A 16,428-nucleotide genomic window follows, 5' to 3' on the forward strand; every position below is an offset into this window, starting at 1 on the left:
TTAAAGGCGACGAAGTTCTTCGTTTAGCATAGGTAAATCAAGCTTCTGTTCTTTAGCGCACTGCTTGGCAATATCGTAACCCGCATCAGCATGACGCATAACGCCAGTGGCCGGATCATTGTGAAGTACACGAGCAATACGCTGTGATGCATCTTCACTGCCGTCACAACAAATCACCATACCCGAGTGTTGCGAGAAGCCCATGCCAACGCCGCCACCGTGGTGGAGAGAAACCCATGTTGCGCCACCTGCAGTATTTAGAAGGGCGTTCAATAGAGGCCAATCTGATACGGCATCTGATCCATCCATCATGCCTTCTGTTTCGCGGTTCGGGCTTGCTACTGAGCCTGAATCTAGGTGGTCTCGACCGATAACAACGGGTGCTTTCAGTTCACCATTTTTAACCATTTCATTGAATGCTTGGCCTAAGCGTTCACGGTCTTTCAATCCAACCCAACAGATACGAGCTGGTAGGCCTTGGAACTGAATGCGTTCACGTGCCATATCTAGCCAGTTATGTAGATGTGGGTTGTCTGGAATCAGTTCTTTTACTTTTTGGTCTGTTTTGTAGATGTCTTCTGGGTCACCAGACAGTGCCGCCCAACGGAACGGACCGACGCCTTCACAAAATAAAGGTCGTATATATGCGGGAACGAAGCCTGGGAAATCAAATGCGTTTTCCACACCTTCTTCCAGTGCCATTTGGCGAATGTTGTTGCCGTAATCTACGGTTGCAGCACCACGGTACTGAAGATCTAGCATTGCTTGAACTTGAATCGCCATCGATTGTTTAGCGGCTTTCACCACTTTTGCTTCATCAATGGTGCGCTCTTGTGCGGCTTTCTCCATCGTCCAACCTTGCGGCAAGTAGCCGTTCAGAGGATCGTGGGCAGATGTTTGGTCGGTCACCACGTCAGGCGTGATATTACGTTCAACAAGCTCTGGGAATACGTCTGCGGCGTTACCTAATAAGCCAACAGAGATTGGCGTGCCTGACTCTTTAATCATTGCCATCGCTTCATCTAAGCTGGTGGCTTTTTTGTCTACATAGCCAGTACGTAAGCGGTAGTCGATTCGTGATTCATCACACTCCACTGCGATCATTGAGAAGCCAGCCATCGTTGCAGCAAGAGGTTGAGCACCGCCCATGCCACCAAGACCACCCGTTAGAACCCATTTACCGTTCGCTTCACCTTGGAAGTGCTTCTTCGCAATCGCGACAAAGGTTTCGTAAGTACCTTGAACGATGCCTTGAGAGCCAATGTAAATCCAGCTGCCTGCTGTCATTTGGCCGTACATCATCAAGCCTTCTTTATCGAGCTCGTTGAAGTGTTCCCAGTTCGCCCAATGTGGAACAAGGTTCGAGTTAGCGATCAGAACGCGAGGTGCGTTTTTATGAGTCGGGAACACGCCTACAGGTTTACCTGATTGAACAAGTAACGTTTGGTCGTCTTCTAAACGCTCTAATACTTCAACAATCTTGTCATAACATTTCCAATCACGCGCAGCGCGACCAATACCGCCATACACAACCAGTGCATGTGGGTGTTCTGCCACATCAGGGTCTAGGTTGTTCATCAGCATACGCAGTGGTGCTTCTGTTAACCAAGATTTAGCGCGCAAAGTAGTGCCATGAGGTGCGCGAATTTCGCGAGTCGTGTCGAGACGAGGGTCACTGTTGTGGTGTTCCGTCATTTTGGAATTCCTTCTGTTTCACGTTATATCGTTGTAGTTGTAGTTATCGGTATAGCTGGATTAGTCGTTGGCCATTGCAGAAGCTATATCCCAACACAAACGAGCCGCTAATCGAGCCGTTTGGCCATCGACGTCGTAGTCTGGGTTGTATTCCGCAATGTCCGCGATAATGAGTTTTTCACTGTGTTTAAAAATCTGTTCTAGAAAAGGCGCTAGCGCTTCATAGCTCACGCCTCGTGCTGCTGGAGCACTGACACCCGGCGCAGTCGCCGCAGGGAATACGTCTAAGTCAATGGTGAGATAGAGGTAATCACACGCAGCGATGAATTTTTGTAACTTTGCCAGTTGAGCGACTTGGTTCGCTTGGGTCATGTTGCGGTCGTGTTCATACCACACACCAAGTTGGTCGGCTTTGTTGAATAGCGCTTTGGTATTGCTGGCTGCACTCACACCAAGGCAAGCGTAGTGAAACGGCCATTGATGTATGTGGCAGTAATCACTTATCTGGTTAAAAGGCGTGCCTGAGCTCGGTTTAATATCGGCGATTTCGCTTTCAAATTCACGAAGATCAAAGTGAGCATCAAAGTTAACGATGCCGATCTTAGGATTGTGTTCTGATTGAATGTTATTTAGGTGCTCAGCGAGACCTTGAAAAGAAGCCCAAGCCACTTCGTGACCACCGCCAAGGGTAATCACTTTGTTGGTTGATAAAGCATTAGCAATAACAGAAGCACACTGTTTTTGGCTGACTTCGAGCTGGCCATCATTGCACTCGATATCACCAATATCTGCGATGTGTGCGTCACTGTGCCAAGCCATATTAGCCAACGCTTGGCGAATCAGGTTGGGTGCTTGTTTCGCGCCCACGCGTCCTTTATTTCTTGCGACACCGGCATCGCTGGCAAAGCCCACCAAGGCGATAGCGCTGTCAGTCAGATCGTCACTTAAATCACTACTTTGCACTTGCTTGGTAATGTGATGAACGCGAGTACCGAGTGCGCCATCTTCAAGATCATTACGCCCAGTCCACACAAAGTTATGTACGGTTTTTACGTTCTCTTGGATGCCGTTGGACTTAGATTGAGTCATGACACACCTCGCCGTTAACAATGCGTTTATGCAGATGAGGAACACCGACTTGATAGCTCAAGTCGGCAGGGTGCTCGATATTCCAGATAGCTAAATCTGCGGCATAACCCACTTCGACTTTGCCTTTGGTTTGTGAGTCGCCAATGGCAGCCGCAGCATTACACGTCACGCCACGCAGTGCTTCTTCAGGCGTTGTGCCAAACAGGGTGCAGCTCATGTTCATCATTAACGTTAGGTCAGCAAAAGGAGAAGTACCGGGGTTTAAGTCGGTCGCTATCGCCATTGGAATGTTGTGTTCGCGAAGTAGGGCAATAGGTGGCTGTTGAGTCTCTTTTAGGAAATAGAAAGCACCGGGTAATAAGGTTGCAACTGTGCCTGATTCCGCCAGCGCTTTGACTCCGGCTTCATCTAAGTATTCAACATGATCAACAGAGAGAGCACCGTATTTAGCTGCAAGCGCACTACCACCCATATTAGAAAGTTGTTCAGTGTGGCCTTTAATCGCGAGGCCATGTTCTTTGGCCGCTGCAAATACGCGTTCGGTTTGTTCTAGGTTGAAGCCGATAGATTCGCAGAACACGTCAACTGCATCGGCGAGTCCTTGCTCTGCAGCTTTAGGAATGATCTCTTGGCAAACCAGATCGATATAGCTGTCCGGTTGTTCTTTATATTCTGGTGGTACAGCATGGGCAGCAAGGAGAGTGGTGGTGATCTTAATTCGGCGATGATTTTCTAACGCTTTAGCTGCGCGTAACATCTTGAGTTCATCATCAAGCGTTAAACCATAGCCAGATTTTACTTCGATGCTGGTTACGCCACTTCTTAGCAGGCCATCGAGTCTAGGCAAAGCCATTTCAACCAGTTCGGATTCTTGCGCTGCGCGGGTCGCGGTTACTGTCGCTAGAATGCCGCCGCCTTGCTTGGCGATGTCGGTGTAAGACACACCATTCAAACGCTGCTCAAATTCATTGGCACGATTACCTGCAAATACAAGGTGAGTGTGGCAATCAATTAACCCAGGGGTGACGAGTTTGTTTTTGCAGTCATAGGTGACGTAATCCAAAGAACCATCAACACTTACTTGTTCTAATTCAGAAGCAAGTGCCTCGTGGTTTGAACAAGAGATGGATACGATCTTACCGTTTTCGATAACGATATTTTGAGGGGAAGAGGGCTGATAACCATCGGCTCCCGAACTCATGGAGACCACTCGTGCGTTTTTGAGGATCAAATTCATAATCACCTAGATCTTTGCTAAACATTAAATGTATATACAAATAAATAGGCTAAACGCTGACCCGAATCAAGTTGATGTTGCAAAAATGTGATCGGCGAGCAGGATGATGTTCTTTAATCTAGAAGTATCTTGGAGCTTAATTTGTACTTAGAGCCGGGATGGTAGAGCAATGCAAAGCTGATGAGCCGTTCTTTACTCCATGTTCTTCTATTAAGAAGAAGGCAAGGCTCTGATTCAGATAGCTTTAGTGACGTTCTGATCTTCGAGTCTGGAATAATAGCTTCAACCGTGTGCTCGATAGCACTCAACGGGCTACTTTTTGAAAGATATTCATTGGGCGTAGAGGTTGAAAAGTCTTGCTCTAGATATTTTGGAGCGGCTTGAGAGTTCACCCAGCGAGCTTCTAGCTGTATCGGCATATTGTCGGCAAAGTGGATGATTTCACTATAGAAGACTTCTGCATTGATCATCACGCCTAACCGTGTGGCGGTGCTTTCATCAGCCTTGATACTATCGTGCTTGATCACTTGGCTAGTATACGTTTGACCTCGGTCTTTGATCTCTTGCGCGATGTTGTTGATATCAAGCAGGGGAGACTGTGCTTTCTCCTCTGGCTCACACACAAAAGTACCTAGCCTTGGTTTCCGAATTAGCTTGCCTTCAGACACAAGATCTCGAATGGCCTTATTGACCGTCATTCTACTCACATTGAACTGCTCTGTGAGTTCGAGTTCCGTCGTAATTTGATAACCGACTGGCCAGTGACCATTGCTAATCTTGTCGTCTATGAACTGTTTTATCTGAAGGTAGAGCGGCGCTTTCGACATAATGAAACCTTATTTGACTATACAAATAGAGTAACGGATTTTTTCACGATTTCAACATTTCCTCAGGCAATGTGACCTTATTCAACATAGATAGCGCAAATGTCTTGATTCTGTGGGGCAAGTGTCGCAAATTGTCACGCAATAACTATTCGTAAATCAGATAATTAGAAAGGGAAATAATATGTTTAAGAAATTAAAGGCCTCGTTGGGCATCGGTGCGGCAAAGGTCGATACCGTCTTAGATAATATTGACGTTTTCCAAGGTGGCGAGTTGTCTGGCAATGTTCACATCATGGGTGGCGACGTTGAGCAACAAATCGACCTGATCAACTTAGTTCTCAACACAGAAGTGAAAGTCGAAACTGAAGACAGCACTAGCTACGAAACCTTTTCTCTTGGTCGTATTCAAGCTGTAGAGCCTTTCGTTATCCAACCGGGCGAAACTAAACTGGTGCCATTCCGTCTTAAGTTGAATGATGAAACGCCAGTCACTGCATTGAACGCACAAATGAATCAATGTCATGTGTGGGTAGAAACCAACCTAGATATCGGCTTCGCGATGGACCCTAAAGATCGCGACTTTATCTCCGTACACCCACTGCCAACGGTCGCTAAAATCATTCAAGGTGTTGAAGCATCGGGCATGGCTATGGTTAAAGCAGACGTAGAGAAGGGCTTCTTGAAAGGAAACAGCTTTGCATCTCGTTCGGGCTGTTACCAAGAGATTGAATTTCGCAGCGGCGGCTTCATGAATAATAAAGAGATCGAGCTGTCATTCATCGTTGAAGGCTCAATGGTTCACTGCTTAGCAGAAATCGATCGCTCAATGAGCTTCCGTGGCGACCAATACATCTCATTCAGCTTACCAGCAAACGCGGCTGACTCAGACATTCGCAACGCTGTATCAAGAATCATGAGTGCGTAGTTGCTCTCTCTGTTATTAGTTACTCTTTCTATTAGTAGAGACAAGACAGTACGATTTCTAAAGCCGAACTTTTTAGTTCGGCTTTTTTTGTTTTGTAGGTAAACGTAAAGAATCAATCATTGAACACTAGGTTAGGATGCTAGAAGCGTTTATATAGAAGAGACATTATTGTCATGCAGTTTTTGTGGCGCTGTGGGACTAACATTGTCATTTTATATTATTTCGTTACAATGTTCGGCTACTCACAAATGTGGCATCTGTATTTGCTTCTATGTGGGTATATTTATTATGCATATATCCCCAATCAGCGTACTAGTTGATTGAAAGACATATATTAAACATTTTCATGTGTTGCTTGGTGTGCAACACCACTGTAAAGGACAAATAATGCCAATTATTACTCTTCCTGACGGTAGTCAGCGTCAATTTGACAACCCTGTATCAACTCTAGATGTTGCCCTATCAATCGGTCCTGGTCTTGCGAAAGCAACCATTGCTGGTCGTGTAGATGGCGAGCGTGTTGATGCTTGTGATCTTATCGAAAACGATGCAAGCCTAGAAATCATCACAGCTAAAGATGAAGTTGATGGTCTTGAGATCGTTCGTCACTCTTGTGCTCACCTTTTAGGCCACGCGGTTAAGCAGCTTTTTCCAGAAGCGAAAATGGCGATCGGTCCTACTATCGATAACGGTTTCTACTACGATATCGACCTTGAGCATTCTCTAACGCAAGAAGATCTAGAAAAGATCGAAAAGCGTATGAAAGAGCTAGCGAAGACCAAGTACCAGGTTGTTAAGAAGAAAGTTAGCTGGCAGGAAGCGCGCGACGCATTCGAAGCTCGCGGCGAGACTTACAAGATTGAAATCTTGGACGAGAACGTTTCTAAAGACGATCGTCCAGGCCTGTACCATCACGAAGAATACATCGATATGTGTCGTGGTCCACACGTACCTAACATGAGCTTCTGCCAGCACTTCACTCTACTTAACGTAGCGGGTGCTTACTGGCGTGGTAACAGTGACAACAAGATGCTTCAACGTATCTACGGCACTGCATTCCACGACAAGAAGGCGCTTAAAGCTCACCTTGTGCGCCTAGAAGAAGCGGCTAAACGTGACCACCGTAAAATCGGTAAAGCGCTTGACCTATTCCACATGCAGCAAGAAGCACCAGGCATGGTGTTCTGGCACCACAACGGTTGGACTATCTTCCGTGAGCTAGAAGTATTTATTCGTCAGAAGCTGACAGAGTACGATTACCAAGAAGTTAAAGGCCCATTAATGATGGACCGTGTTCTTTGGGAACGCTCTGGTCACTGGGATAAGTATGCTGAAGCAATGTTCACAACCTCTTCTGAGAACCGTGAATACGCTATCAAGCCAATGAACTGTCCTGGTCACGTTCAAATCTTCAACCAAGGCCTGAAATCTTACCGTGATCTGCCGCTACGTATGGCTGAGTTCGGCTCATGTCACCGTAACGAGCCGTCTGGCGCACTTCACGGCATTATGCGTGTTCGTGGTTTTACTCAAGATGATGCACACGTATTCTGTACTGAAGACCAAGTTCAACAAGAAGTTAAAGCTTGTATTGAAATGGTTTACGATACTTACACAACTTTCGGCTTCGAAAGCATTGTTGTTAAGCTATCTACTCGTCCAGAACAGCGTGTAGGTTCAGACGAAATGTGGGACCGTGCAGAGGCTGACCTTAAGCAAGCGCTAGAGGCAATGGACATTGCATACGAGATTCAAGAAGGCGAGGGTGCGTTCTACGGACCTAAGATTGAATTTACTTTGCATGATTGTTTGGACCGCGCTTGGCAATGTGGTACAGTGCAGCTCGATTTTGCATTACCAGAACGTTTAGGTGCTACTTACGTAGGTGAAGATAACGAGCGTCACACGCCAGTTATGATCCACCGCGCGATTTTAGGTTCACTAGAACGCTTCATCGGTATTCTTATTGAAGAATACGCTGGCTTCTTCCCAACGTGGTTGGCGCCAGAACAAGCAGTTGTAATGGGCATTACAGACAAACAGTCTGAATATGTACAAGAAATTACGAAAAAACTGCAAAAAAGTGGATTTAGAGTCAAAGCAGACTTGAGAAATGAGAAGATTGGCTTTAAAATCCGCGAACATACTTTGAAACGTGTACCGTTCATGCTTGTGTGTGGTGACCAAGAAATGGAAGCCGGCGAAATTGCAGTACGTACACGTAAAGGTAAGGACCTTGGCAAATTTAAAGTGGATGACTTTATTTCATACATCCAAGCCGAGGTTTCAAGCCGTAAGCTCAATCTGGAGGAATAGCTATTAAAGGCGGAAGACGTGGCCAACAACCGGCCAAACAAAACCAGCACCGTTTAAACGGTGACATTCGTGGCGTTCGTGAAGTGCGTCTAACTGGCGCAGACGGCGAAGCTGTTGGTGTAGTATCAATCGCTGAAGCGATGGAAGCTGCAAATGAAGCTGGTATGGATCTTGTAGAGATCAGCCCTAACGCCGAGCCGCCAGTTTGTCGTGTGATGGACTACGGTAAGTTCCTCTTCGAGAAGAGCAAAGCTGCGAAAGAGCAGAAGAAGAAGCAAAAGCAGGTTCAGATCAAGGAAATTAAATTCCGACCTGGAACTGATATTGGAGACTATCAGGTAAAACTACGCAACCTGACTGGTTTCCTAGAAGACGGCAACAAAGTGAAGGTAACAATTCGCTTCCGTGGCCGCGAAATGGCTCACCAAGAAATCGGTGTTGACGTTCTTAATCGTTTGAAAGCGGATACTGAAGAATTTGCAGTAGTCGAATCTTTCCCAACGAGAATTGAAGGTCGCCAGATGATCATGGTGTTGGCCCCTAAAAAGAAGTAATTAACGGCTTTGCAAGTAATTGAACCCTGCAGCCTCAGGTTGCGGGGTTTTATTCGCCCTAATTACTATGTTATTAACAACTCAACAATGCGGAGTTATTCATCATGCCTAAGATGAAAACCAACAAAGGTGCTGCTAAGCGTTTCCAGAAAACTGCTGGTGGTATTAAGTTTAAGCACGCTGGTAAACGTCACATCCTGACTAAGCGTACTACTAAGAACAAGCGTCAGCTACGTCCGAACTCGATCCTTCCTAAATGTGAAGTTGCTCAAGTTCTACGTATGATGCCATACGCTTAATTCTTTTTAGTTTATAAATTCGTTTAGTTTAGGAGAAGCATAATGCCTCGCGTAAAACGTGGTGTACAAGCTCGTGCACGTCATAAGAAAGTTCTAAAACAAGCTAAAGGTTACTACGGAGCACGTTCACGTGTTTACCGCGTAGCTTTCCAAGCAGTTACCAAAGCTGGTCAATACGCTTACCGTGACCGTCGCAACAAGAAACGTCAATTCCGTCAACTTTGGATTGCACGTATCAACGCGGCATCTCGTCAAAATGGTCTATCTTACAGCCGTTTCATTAATGGCCTTAAGAAAGCATCTATCGAGATCGACCGTAAGATTCTTGCTGACATCGCAGTATTCGACAAAGCAGCATTTGCTGTTCTAGTTGAAAAAGCGAAAGCATCTCTATAATTTAGAGTTAGCTTAAAGGTTTAAGAAAAGGAGAACTTCGGTTCTCCTTTTTTATTGCCTGTAATTTGGCTTTTAAAGATTCCCAACTCCTTCCTTCGTCAGTCTTGGGAATGACGAGATGAACTTCCGCATCTAATTTTTATTCGCTTGAACAAGCATTCTGGTATATAAACATCTACCTAACCTTTAAATGTTAAGCGACCGAGATAAATGACCGCACCTACCACTATGACGTTCTTCGAACGTTTTGAAACTGACATCCTTTCTGGCAAAAAAACCATTACCATTCGCGATGAATCTGAGCGCAATTACCAACCTGGTAGCGTTGTAGAAGTATCAACGTTAGAAGAGGGGCGTGTATTCTGTAATCTTAAAATCATCAGCGTAGAACCAATCCTGTTTGATGACTTAGGTGAGTTCCATGCTCAGCAAGAGAACATGACGCTGCAAGTACTGAAAGACGTGATTCAAGATATCTACCCGGGTATCTCTCAGCTGTATGTGGTTTCTTACGAGCTTGTGTAGTCCGCTTTAAATAGAATTTGTTGATCAATACAGCGTCTAACGCAGAGCAATGAGAAAGGGAAGTCACAATGAGTGAATTACAGAATGGTGCAGCTCAGCAAATTTTTCTCCAACTTTATTGTCGTGAGCAAAATGAGCAGCCGTTAATCTCTAGAACTGATCTCGACATTGCTCTTTATGATAGCGAAGGCTTTCTAGCGTGGCGTGATACAAAGCGTGACTTCATTGTCAGTGATATCGAGAATCGAGTTTGGGTGAAGAGTTGCCCCGGCGGTTACATCACTGAAGTACACTTCAATGCTGACGGTTCTCTGATTGAATATCGTTTGTTCGATCGATTTGAAACAACAGGGCAGTGGCAACTAAAAGATGGGTTGTTACACGTCGAGATTTTGAAGGGCGAGAATCGCTACCAGTTTACTGTTGTGGCTCGTGCTGATCTCAATATTCACTCTGCGGTGGAATATAAAAATGGTGAGCTGCATTCGTATCTGAAATTGGTGCAGGCTGAGCGTTAATCCCTTTTAGCCGACCTTGCTTGTCCATTAGAATAAGTGATATTCCAAGAATAAAAAAGCCAACAGTGATGTTGGCTTTGTTGTTTTCAATTCGACCGATTACTTCCAATCAACACGCCATTAAGCTATTCAGTTAAGCCATTAAGCTTTGAAGTTCGCTAGTTGACTATAAAGCTCGCTGTCTTGATCTTGCTTTGCACAAACCGTCAGTAGGTCTTCAATAAAGTACTTCAATGCACGTGCTTCAATTCGGCGAATGCCTTGCTGTTGCTCTTCAGTTAGGTAGTCGTAGATAGTTGCCGCTCCAAAGTCGCCAAAGATCATCTGACCTTGCTCATTCACTAAAGTGTTGTGTGCGTATAGATCACCATGACAAACTTTGTTGGCATGAAGGTGTTCAAACACATCAATCATCTGTTCGGTAATGCTATTGATCTGAGAAATTGAAAGCTTAAAGCCTTCGTTGAATGTATCACGAGTGCAGCTTTCAAGAGTAGGGGGCAAACCTAGGTTGTAGAAGTTGCTCGGGATAAGCTCCATCACCAATGCTAGGTAGTTCTCTTCATCAACTTGGGCGATAGACTTCACTAGGTTGTTATGATGACCAGCTTGAAGACACGCTTCCAGTTCATCATGTGGGTAACCGTCGCTTGTCACTTCGCCTTTGAATACTTTAACCGCCACTTCCTGAGGGAAATCAAAATCACTGTTTAACCAATTTGCATGAGAAATCACGCCTGATGCACCTTGGCCAAGCACTTGATTCAATGAGTAACATTGAGAACTCACAGCTGGCACGCTATCTAAGCTGCTAGGGTGTTTGCAAAACGGATTCCCCGCAAAGGCTAACCAAGCAAGCTTTGGTAGTTTAATAAGGAACTCTGGGAATTCAGTCAGTTGGTTTGCAGACAACCGAACCAGTCCGAGGTTAGATAGCTTTTCCATGCTCTCAGGTAAAGCACGAAGCTGGTTGCCTGCGAGTGCCAGTTTTTGCAGTCGTGGTCTTTCACCTAGTGAGTTAGGCAGAACTTCGATGGCATTGTCGGTCAGAATTAACCAGCGCAATTGTGCGGGTAGGGACTCTTCACTCACTGTTTTGATTTGGTTGGTCTTAAATCCAACCATTTCAAGCTTAGGAAGCAAACCAAGAACATCAGGAAGGTGTGTAAATAGGTTATTCGACGCAAAGATAATACGCAGGTTAGTCAGCTGTGTTAACTCTTGTGGAAGATCCGACAGCTGATTTCCTGAAAGGTCCAGAATCTCTAGTGAATCGGCGAGTTCTAAGATCTCTAATGGAAATTCGGTGAGACCTTCTGACAGTTTTAAGCGCTTAATACCTTTTAGTTGCCCTGATTTTAATTGTTCTAGAGTATGCAAACCTTAGCCTTATGAGTAGATGTTCGAGGCGCGTAGTGTACTTGTCTCAATCGAGAAAGGCGAGCACCGGAACGACGCTCGCCTAACTAAGCTTATTGAATGAATTGACGAAGTTTAAAGTTGTATGTGATTTTGGCTTACGCCGACCTCCTCTATAAAATCAGCATCATGACTGACTAAGATGAACGCGCCTTGATATTCACGCAAAGCCGACGCCAATATTTGCTTTGAGTCGATGTCTAGGTGATTGTCTGGTTCATCGAGCAGCAGTAATGGCGAATCCTGTTTATGGCTGACGATCAACATCGCCAGTTTCATTTTCTCTCCACCGCTTAGGTGAGCTACTTTGCGGTAGACGGAGTCTCGCCTAAATCCAATACCAGCTAACAAGGTTCGAGCGTCACTTTCCGTCATGCTACAGCTATGTGCCATCAGGCTATCGAACATGGTGTTATGGGTGTCCAACAAACCAAAGTGTTGATCAAGGTACACCGTAGATCCTAAGCGTTTGATGGTGCCAGTGTAGTTCGAGTGCTCGTTGTGAATCGCTTTCAACAGTGTCGACTTACCACAACCGTTTGCACCGGTTAGATAACAGCGTTCACCTTGTGACAGAGAAAAGTGGATAGTAGTACCAGCCCCATACTCAAGTCGGCAATCTTCAACTGTTAATAGCGCGTTCTTCTTCTTGCTATTACTCTGCTGTAGATACAAGGCCTGAGGTTTCAGTTGCTCTTGCTGTTCTTTAAGAAACTGAAGCTTATCTTGATTTTGCTCCTTTAAGTTATTTTGACTAATGGCTGATGCTCCTTGCGTTCGTCCGGCTTTATCTTTCATCGCATCCAATAATATCTTGGGTTGGCTGCCTGACTTTCGCAGTAGGTTTCCTTGCGCCTCTCGCTGTTGTGCTTTTTCTCTATTGGCTTGAGCTTGGCGTTCAAGTCGTCTCTTTTCGGATTGGTGATGCGTAATCTGCTTGTCCAATGCTTCATTTTGGCTCGACATTTGTTTGAAGTAGTCATCGTAGTTTCCTTTATAGAAACGTAACCCCAAACTGTGGAGGTGGTAGATCCCTTCCATGTGCCTCAACAGGTTTCGGTCATGGCTAACCATCAGTATTTTGCCTTCAAATTGTTGGCACTGTTCTATTAACCAGCTACGCCCGTCATTGTCTAAATGATTCGACGGCTCATCGAGGATCAGTATGTCGTTATTTGATACGAATAGCCGATGAAGCTGTAACAGGGCAAGTTGCCCACCACTCAAAGAGCAACAAAGCGTGTTCAAATCACTAGTGATTTTGAGTGTACCTAGCAACTGCTGGGTACGTGTCTCTAAATCCCAATCATCTCCAACGATATTGAAGTGCTGCAGTTCGCAGCTACCTTGCTCTATCGCTTTTAATGCATCTAACTTTTCGGTGAGCCCTAAGAAGTCAGCGATGGTGGTGGCGAAATCCAGTAGCGTTGATGGCAACTGAGAGTAAAAGCCGATCGAACCTTGGCGCGAAATACTGCCTGTTGTGGGCTGTTTTTGCCCGATCAGTAACGAAAGAAGTAGTGACTTTCCAGCCCCATTCCTTCCGACTAGGCCGGTGAGGCGAGTGCTCAAATTAAAGGTGATGTCTTTGAATAACCACTCACCAGTATCGAGCTGGAATGAGAGATTGTTGGCTAATATAGTAGGCATAAAAATACCTCCCTTTACGTGTAAACGAGTAAAAGGGGTGAGGCGCTTTTCTACATAGACTCCAACATAGGAGTCTAAGAATAGATCGCCAAGACGTTACTTAGGTAGATGACCAATCAAAGATAGAAAAGCTGCGCTGAGATAATTTCTGTCTTTGAGGTACAGTTCTGCAAGATACATGTTGTCAAAATACGGATCTTTAAGAACTTGATTTGTCGCGAAAATAGATGACGAAGTAACGCCCACTAACCCCGAGTGTCCAAATGATTTTTATAAAAATAAATCGGATGTCAGGATGTTAGTACTTCATTATGGCGTTATTCTCTTTTGAAATGATGGTGGGATGTTACTGAAAGAGAGTGCTTAAAGTCAATATGGTGATGTGATTAAAATGTATCCAAATAATTAAAGCGCCTGTGTGGCGCTTTAGTGATCATTATTGGAGGTAAGTTGAGTCTAGAACTTATATCTTTGGGTTTAGAGTTTAGAGTTTAGAGCTTAGAGCTTAGAGCCTTGGGCTTAAAGCTAAAGCTACTTGTTTTGCCCACCAACGGCGCGCCAACACATATCAAAGCTATCGTTGATGTACTTCGATGTTTGCTCTGGTGGAGACTCGCTTTGTTCAATCAGCCAGTTTGCACAAATCAGAAAGTGGCTATGGATGAAGTGCCTCACAAGGTTAATGTCTAACACCATTAATTCCCCATCCTCTTGCCCTTTCAAAATGATCTCGTCTAACGATGCGAACATCTGTGAAACAATCATTTCTCGAGTTTGAGTCGTTGGGTCGAAATGAACATTGGTGAAGAACTTCATCGCAACTGGATTCTCTAATGCCCACTCAATCCCTGAGAACCACATGAACTTAAAGGCTTGGTAGCGATCTTCTACTGCCACATCAGTGTGCGGTTGAAGGGTCGAGAATAGCTCTAACTTCAGCTCGCGAAACAGTTCATCAATCAATAGAGATTTGTTTTCGAAGTGGTGGAACAGCGTCGCTTTCGCCACACCAGCTGTTTTCGCTATTTGTCCAGTAGATGTGCCCTCTAGCCCCTGTTGAGAGAATAGCAAGAGTGCAGCATCTAGGATTTTTTGTCTTTTGGTGATCATCTATTGAGTACTTTGAACATCAGTTTCTTGATTGGGTTGTTGTAAGGAGGATGCATTAACCTGGTGAAGTTGATTTTTCCTCTGCTTAGAACGGTTTTGGCATGGCTAAAGGTCTTGAAGCCTTCAATGCCGTGATAGTGTCCCATGCCTGAAGGGCCAATGCCACCGAACGGCGCGTCTTCTGCTGCCACATGCACTAGCGAGTCGTTAATACAAACACCGCCAGAATGCGTATTCGATAAAAACTGGTCTTGGGTCTGTGTATCATGGCTCATCAGGTACAGAGCCAGTGGGCGTTCTCTGGTTGTGATGTAGCTTATTGCTTCTTCAATCGAATCATAAGGCACGATAGGAAGCACAGGGCCAAACAACTCTTCTTGCATTGCCACCATGTCGTCATTCACTTCGGTGAGAAGGTGCGGCGTCATTCTGTGGTTCACGTCGTCTTGTGCTTGCTCGGTTACCGTGTGAATAACCGCGCCTTTGGCTTGTGCGTCTTCGATGACACCTTTCAAGCGATTGTATTGGCGCATGTTGATCACTGAGGTTAAGTCTTTGCTCTCAATACCGGCTTTATAAAGCTTCTTGAAATAACGCTTATAGGCTGTGATGAACTCGTCCGATTTTTCTCGCGGCAATAAGATGTAATCAGGCGCTACACATATCTGACCAGCGTTTAAGCTTTTTGCAAACAGGATACGTTCAACAGCGTCAGCTACATCAAAATCAGGGGCAATGATGGTTGGAGATTTGCCGCCTAACTCCAGGGTAACTGGTGTTAAGTTGTTAGCCGCTGCTCTCATAACGTGTTTACCCACAGCGGTTGAGCCTGTGAAAAGGATATGGTCAAACGGCAGTTGGCTAAATTTAGCGGAAACGTCAGCTTCACCTTCGATAATCGCAACCTGATCTTCACTAAAGCCTTCGGCCAACATCGCTTTTAAAACTCGGTTGGTTGCTGGAGTAAACTCCGACATCTTGAGCATCGCCGTGTTGCCGGCTGCTAACGCTGTGATCAGAGGGCCTAAAGAGAGCATGACTGGGAAGTTCCAAGGAACAATGATGCCCACAACGCCCACTGGCTGATAATGAACAGTGATCTTTGCTGGCGTTAGCATCAAACCAGCTTTGCGGCGTGATGGCTTCAACCACTTCTTAAGGTTCTTCACGCTGTAATTGATCTGGTGAAGAGAAGGGGTGATATCAGCAATCAAGCTGTCGTGCTTTGCTCGATGGCCATAATCTTCAGATACTGCCTCAATCAATTGCTTTTGATAGCGCATTAACAACGCTTTTAGTACTGAGAGGTTTTCTCTTCTCTGCTCAAGCGTAGGATTAACGTTATTGCGGTAGTGATCTTTTTGTCGGTTGAATATTTGATCCATGTCGTTGGTGCTCGACGTGTTTGGTTCAAGGTCTAGATTATGGCTCATAGTATCCCCTAAATTCGAAGGCTGACCGATTGGTTGGTCAGTTAAAATTACAAGAAGATCGAACCGAATACAAGATATGTGCGAGAAAAGTTCAATTATTGAGCGGTTACAACATTGAAGTGAGCGACTTTTAGTTGGAAGAATGAAGTGTTAATCGGCATTGAATCGCGGGGTACAAGCTGTGTTGGTGATAGCGAGAGTTCAGATTGTGAAGTGCTTATATTTGTCAAAACTCTGACTTAACATCACCAGATTAGCCCAGAATTTTATGTGCCTTTGGTATTTTATTCATCTGATTTTTTGTTAGAAAGTGCTTTAAATCTAATGCGCTTCAGCCTGTTTTTTGGCCTAAAACCTTGTAATTCCTTACCTGTCACTTTAAGTCGATCTGTCGATAAAAAAACGTAATCGTAACCACAAATATCAATGGTTGGA

Annotated in this window: 15 protein-coding genes; 7 read left to right on the plus strand and 8 right to left on the minus strand. The window is 45.0% G+C overall.

Features of this window, described 5'->3' with window-relative positions:
* The 4 genes from hutU to hutC all read right to left on the minus strand — a co-directional run bounded on the left by hutU (position 1) and on the right by hutC (position 4,848).
* On the minus strand, positions 1 to 1,695 hold the full coding sequence (gene hutU / locus A142_RS07200) for a urocanate hydratase (protein ID WP_019821879.1): 1,695 nt from the start codon (positions 1,693 to 1,695) through the stop codon (positions 1 to 3).
* A 60-nt stretch (positions 1,696 to 1,755) separates the two neighbouring features.
* On the minus strand, positions 1,756 to 2,784 hold the full coding sequence (hutG, locus tag A142_RS07205; RefSeq protein WP_019821880.1) for a formimidoylglutamase: 1,029 nt from the start codon (positions 2,782 to 2,784) through the stop codon (positions 1,756 to 1,758).
* Entirely contained in the window at positions 2,771 to 4,021 is a 1,251-nt protein-coding gene (hutI, locus tag A142_RS07210; protein ID WP_029405422.1) for an imidazolonepropionase, read from the minus strand. Before hutI ends, hutG begins: the two co-directional genes overlap by 14 nt.
* Before the next feature lie 113 nt (positions 4,022 to 4,134).
* On the minus strand, positions 4,135 to 4,848 hold the full coding sequence (gene hutC, locus A142_RS07215; protein WP_019821885.1) for a histidine utilization repressor: 714 nt from the start codon (positions 4,846 to 4,848) through the stop codon (positions 4,135 to 4,137).
* Positions 4,849 to 5,029: 181 nt separating this feature from the next.
* Here hutC and A142_RS07220 point away from each other — a divergent pair, with 181 nt between their 5' ends.
* From A142_RS07220 to A142_RS07250, 7 genes are all read left to right on the plus strand, one after another.
* Positions 5,030 to 5,773, plus strand: a complete 744-nt coding sequence (locus tag A142_RS07220; RefSeq protein WP_019821887.1) for a sporulation protein — start codon at positions 5,030 to 5,032, stop codon at positions 5,771 to 5,773.
* Between the two features lie 387 nt (positions 5,774 to 6,160).
* The gene (gene thrS, locus A142_RS07225) at positions 6,161 to 8,089 is read left to right on the plus strand and encodes a threonine--tRNA ligase (RefSeq protein ID WP_016768282.1); all 1,929 of its coding nucleotides are present in this window, start codon (positions 6,161 to 6,163) and stop codon (positions 8,087 to 8,089) included.
* Positions 8,090 to 8,091: 2 nt separating this feature from the next.
* Positions 8,092 to 8,643, plus strand: coding sequence for a translation initiation factor IF-3 (gene infC, locus A142_RS07230; protein ID WP_076654893.1), 552 nt, complete (start codon positions 8,092 to 8,094; stop codon positions 8,641 to 8,643).
* A gap of 104 nt (positions 8,644 to 8,747) precedes the next feature.
* Positions 8,748 to 8,942 (plus strand): 50S ribosomal protein L35, encoded by a 195-nt coding sequence (rpmI, locus tag A142_RS07235; RefSeq protein WP_004738430.1) that lies wholly within the window; start codon positions 8,748 to 8,750, stop codon positions 8,940 to 8,942.
* A gap of 42 nt (positions 8,943 to 8,984) precedes the next feature.
* Positions 8,985 to 9,338 carry a 50S ribosomal protein L20 gene (gene rplT / locus A142_RS07240; protein ID WP_004733517.1) on the plus strand — a complete coding sequence of 118 codons (354 nt, stop codon included), beginning with the start codon at positions 8,985 to 8,987 and terminating at the stop codon, positions 9,336 to 9,338.
* A gap of 210 nt (positions 9,339 to 9,548) precedes the next feature.
* Positions 9,549 to 9,863, plus strand: a complete 315-nt coding sequence (gene yqfB / locus A142_RS07245) for a N(4)-acetylcytidine aminohydrolase (protein WP_019821894.1) — start codon at positions 9,549 to 9,551, stop codon at positions 9,861 to 9,863.
* Between the two features lie 68 nt (positions 9,864 to 9,931).
* Positions 9,932 to 10,381 (plus strand): hypothetical protein, encoded by a 450-nt coding sequence (locus tag A142_RS07250; protein ID WP_017103784.1) that lies wholly within the window; start codon positions 9,932 to 9,934, stop codon positions 10,379 to 10,381.
* 141 nt (positions 10,382 to 10,522) lie between these two features.
* Here the strand turns inward: A142_RS07250 and A142_RS07255 are convergent, their stop codons facing one another.
* The 4 genes from A142_RS07255 to A142_RS07270 form a co-directional block, all read right to left on the minus strand.
* Positions 10,523 to 11,761, minus strand: coding sequence for a leucine-rich repeat-containing protein kinase family protein (locus A142_RS07255; RefSeq protein WP_019821897.1), 1,239 nt, complete (start codon positions 11,759 to 11,761; stop codon positions 10,523 to 10,525).
* 114 nt (positions 11,762 to 11,875) lie between these two features.
* Positions 11,876 to 13,450, minus strand: a complete 1,575-nt coding sequence (locus A142_RS07260; protein ID WP_019821899.1) for an ABC-F family ATP-binding cassette domain-containing protein — start codon at positions 13,448 to 13,450, stop codon at positions 11,876 to 11,878.
* Positions 13,451 to 13,981: 531 nt separating this feature from the next.
* The gene (locus A142_RS07265; protein ID WP_019821901.1) at positions 13,982 to 14,560 is read right to left on the minus strand and encodes a TetR/AcrR family transcriptional regulator; all 579 of its coding nucleotides are present in this window, start codon (positions 14,558 to 14,560) and stop codon (positions 13,982 to 13,984) included.
* Complete coding sequence (locus A142_RS07270) at positions 14,557 to 15,993, minus strand: coniferyl aldehyde dehydrogenase (RefSeq protein WP_019821902.1); 1,437 nt, start codon at positions 15,991 to 15,993, stop codon at positions 14,557 to 14,559. Before A142_RS07270 ends, A142_RS07265 begins: the two co-directional genes overlap by 4 nt.
* Between the last annotated feature and the right edge of the window lie 435 nt (positions 15,994 to 16,428).

Source organism: Vibrio splendidus 12E03 (genome assembly GCF_000272105.2).
In the GTDB taxonomy this organism is placed as follows: Bacteria; Pseudomonadota; Gammaproteobacteria; order Enterobacterales; family Vibrionaceae; genus Vibrio; species Vibrio splendidus_I.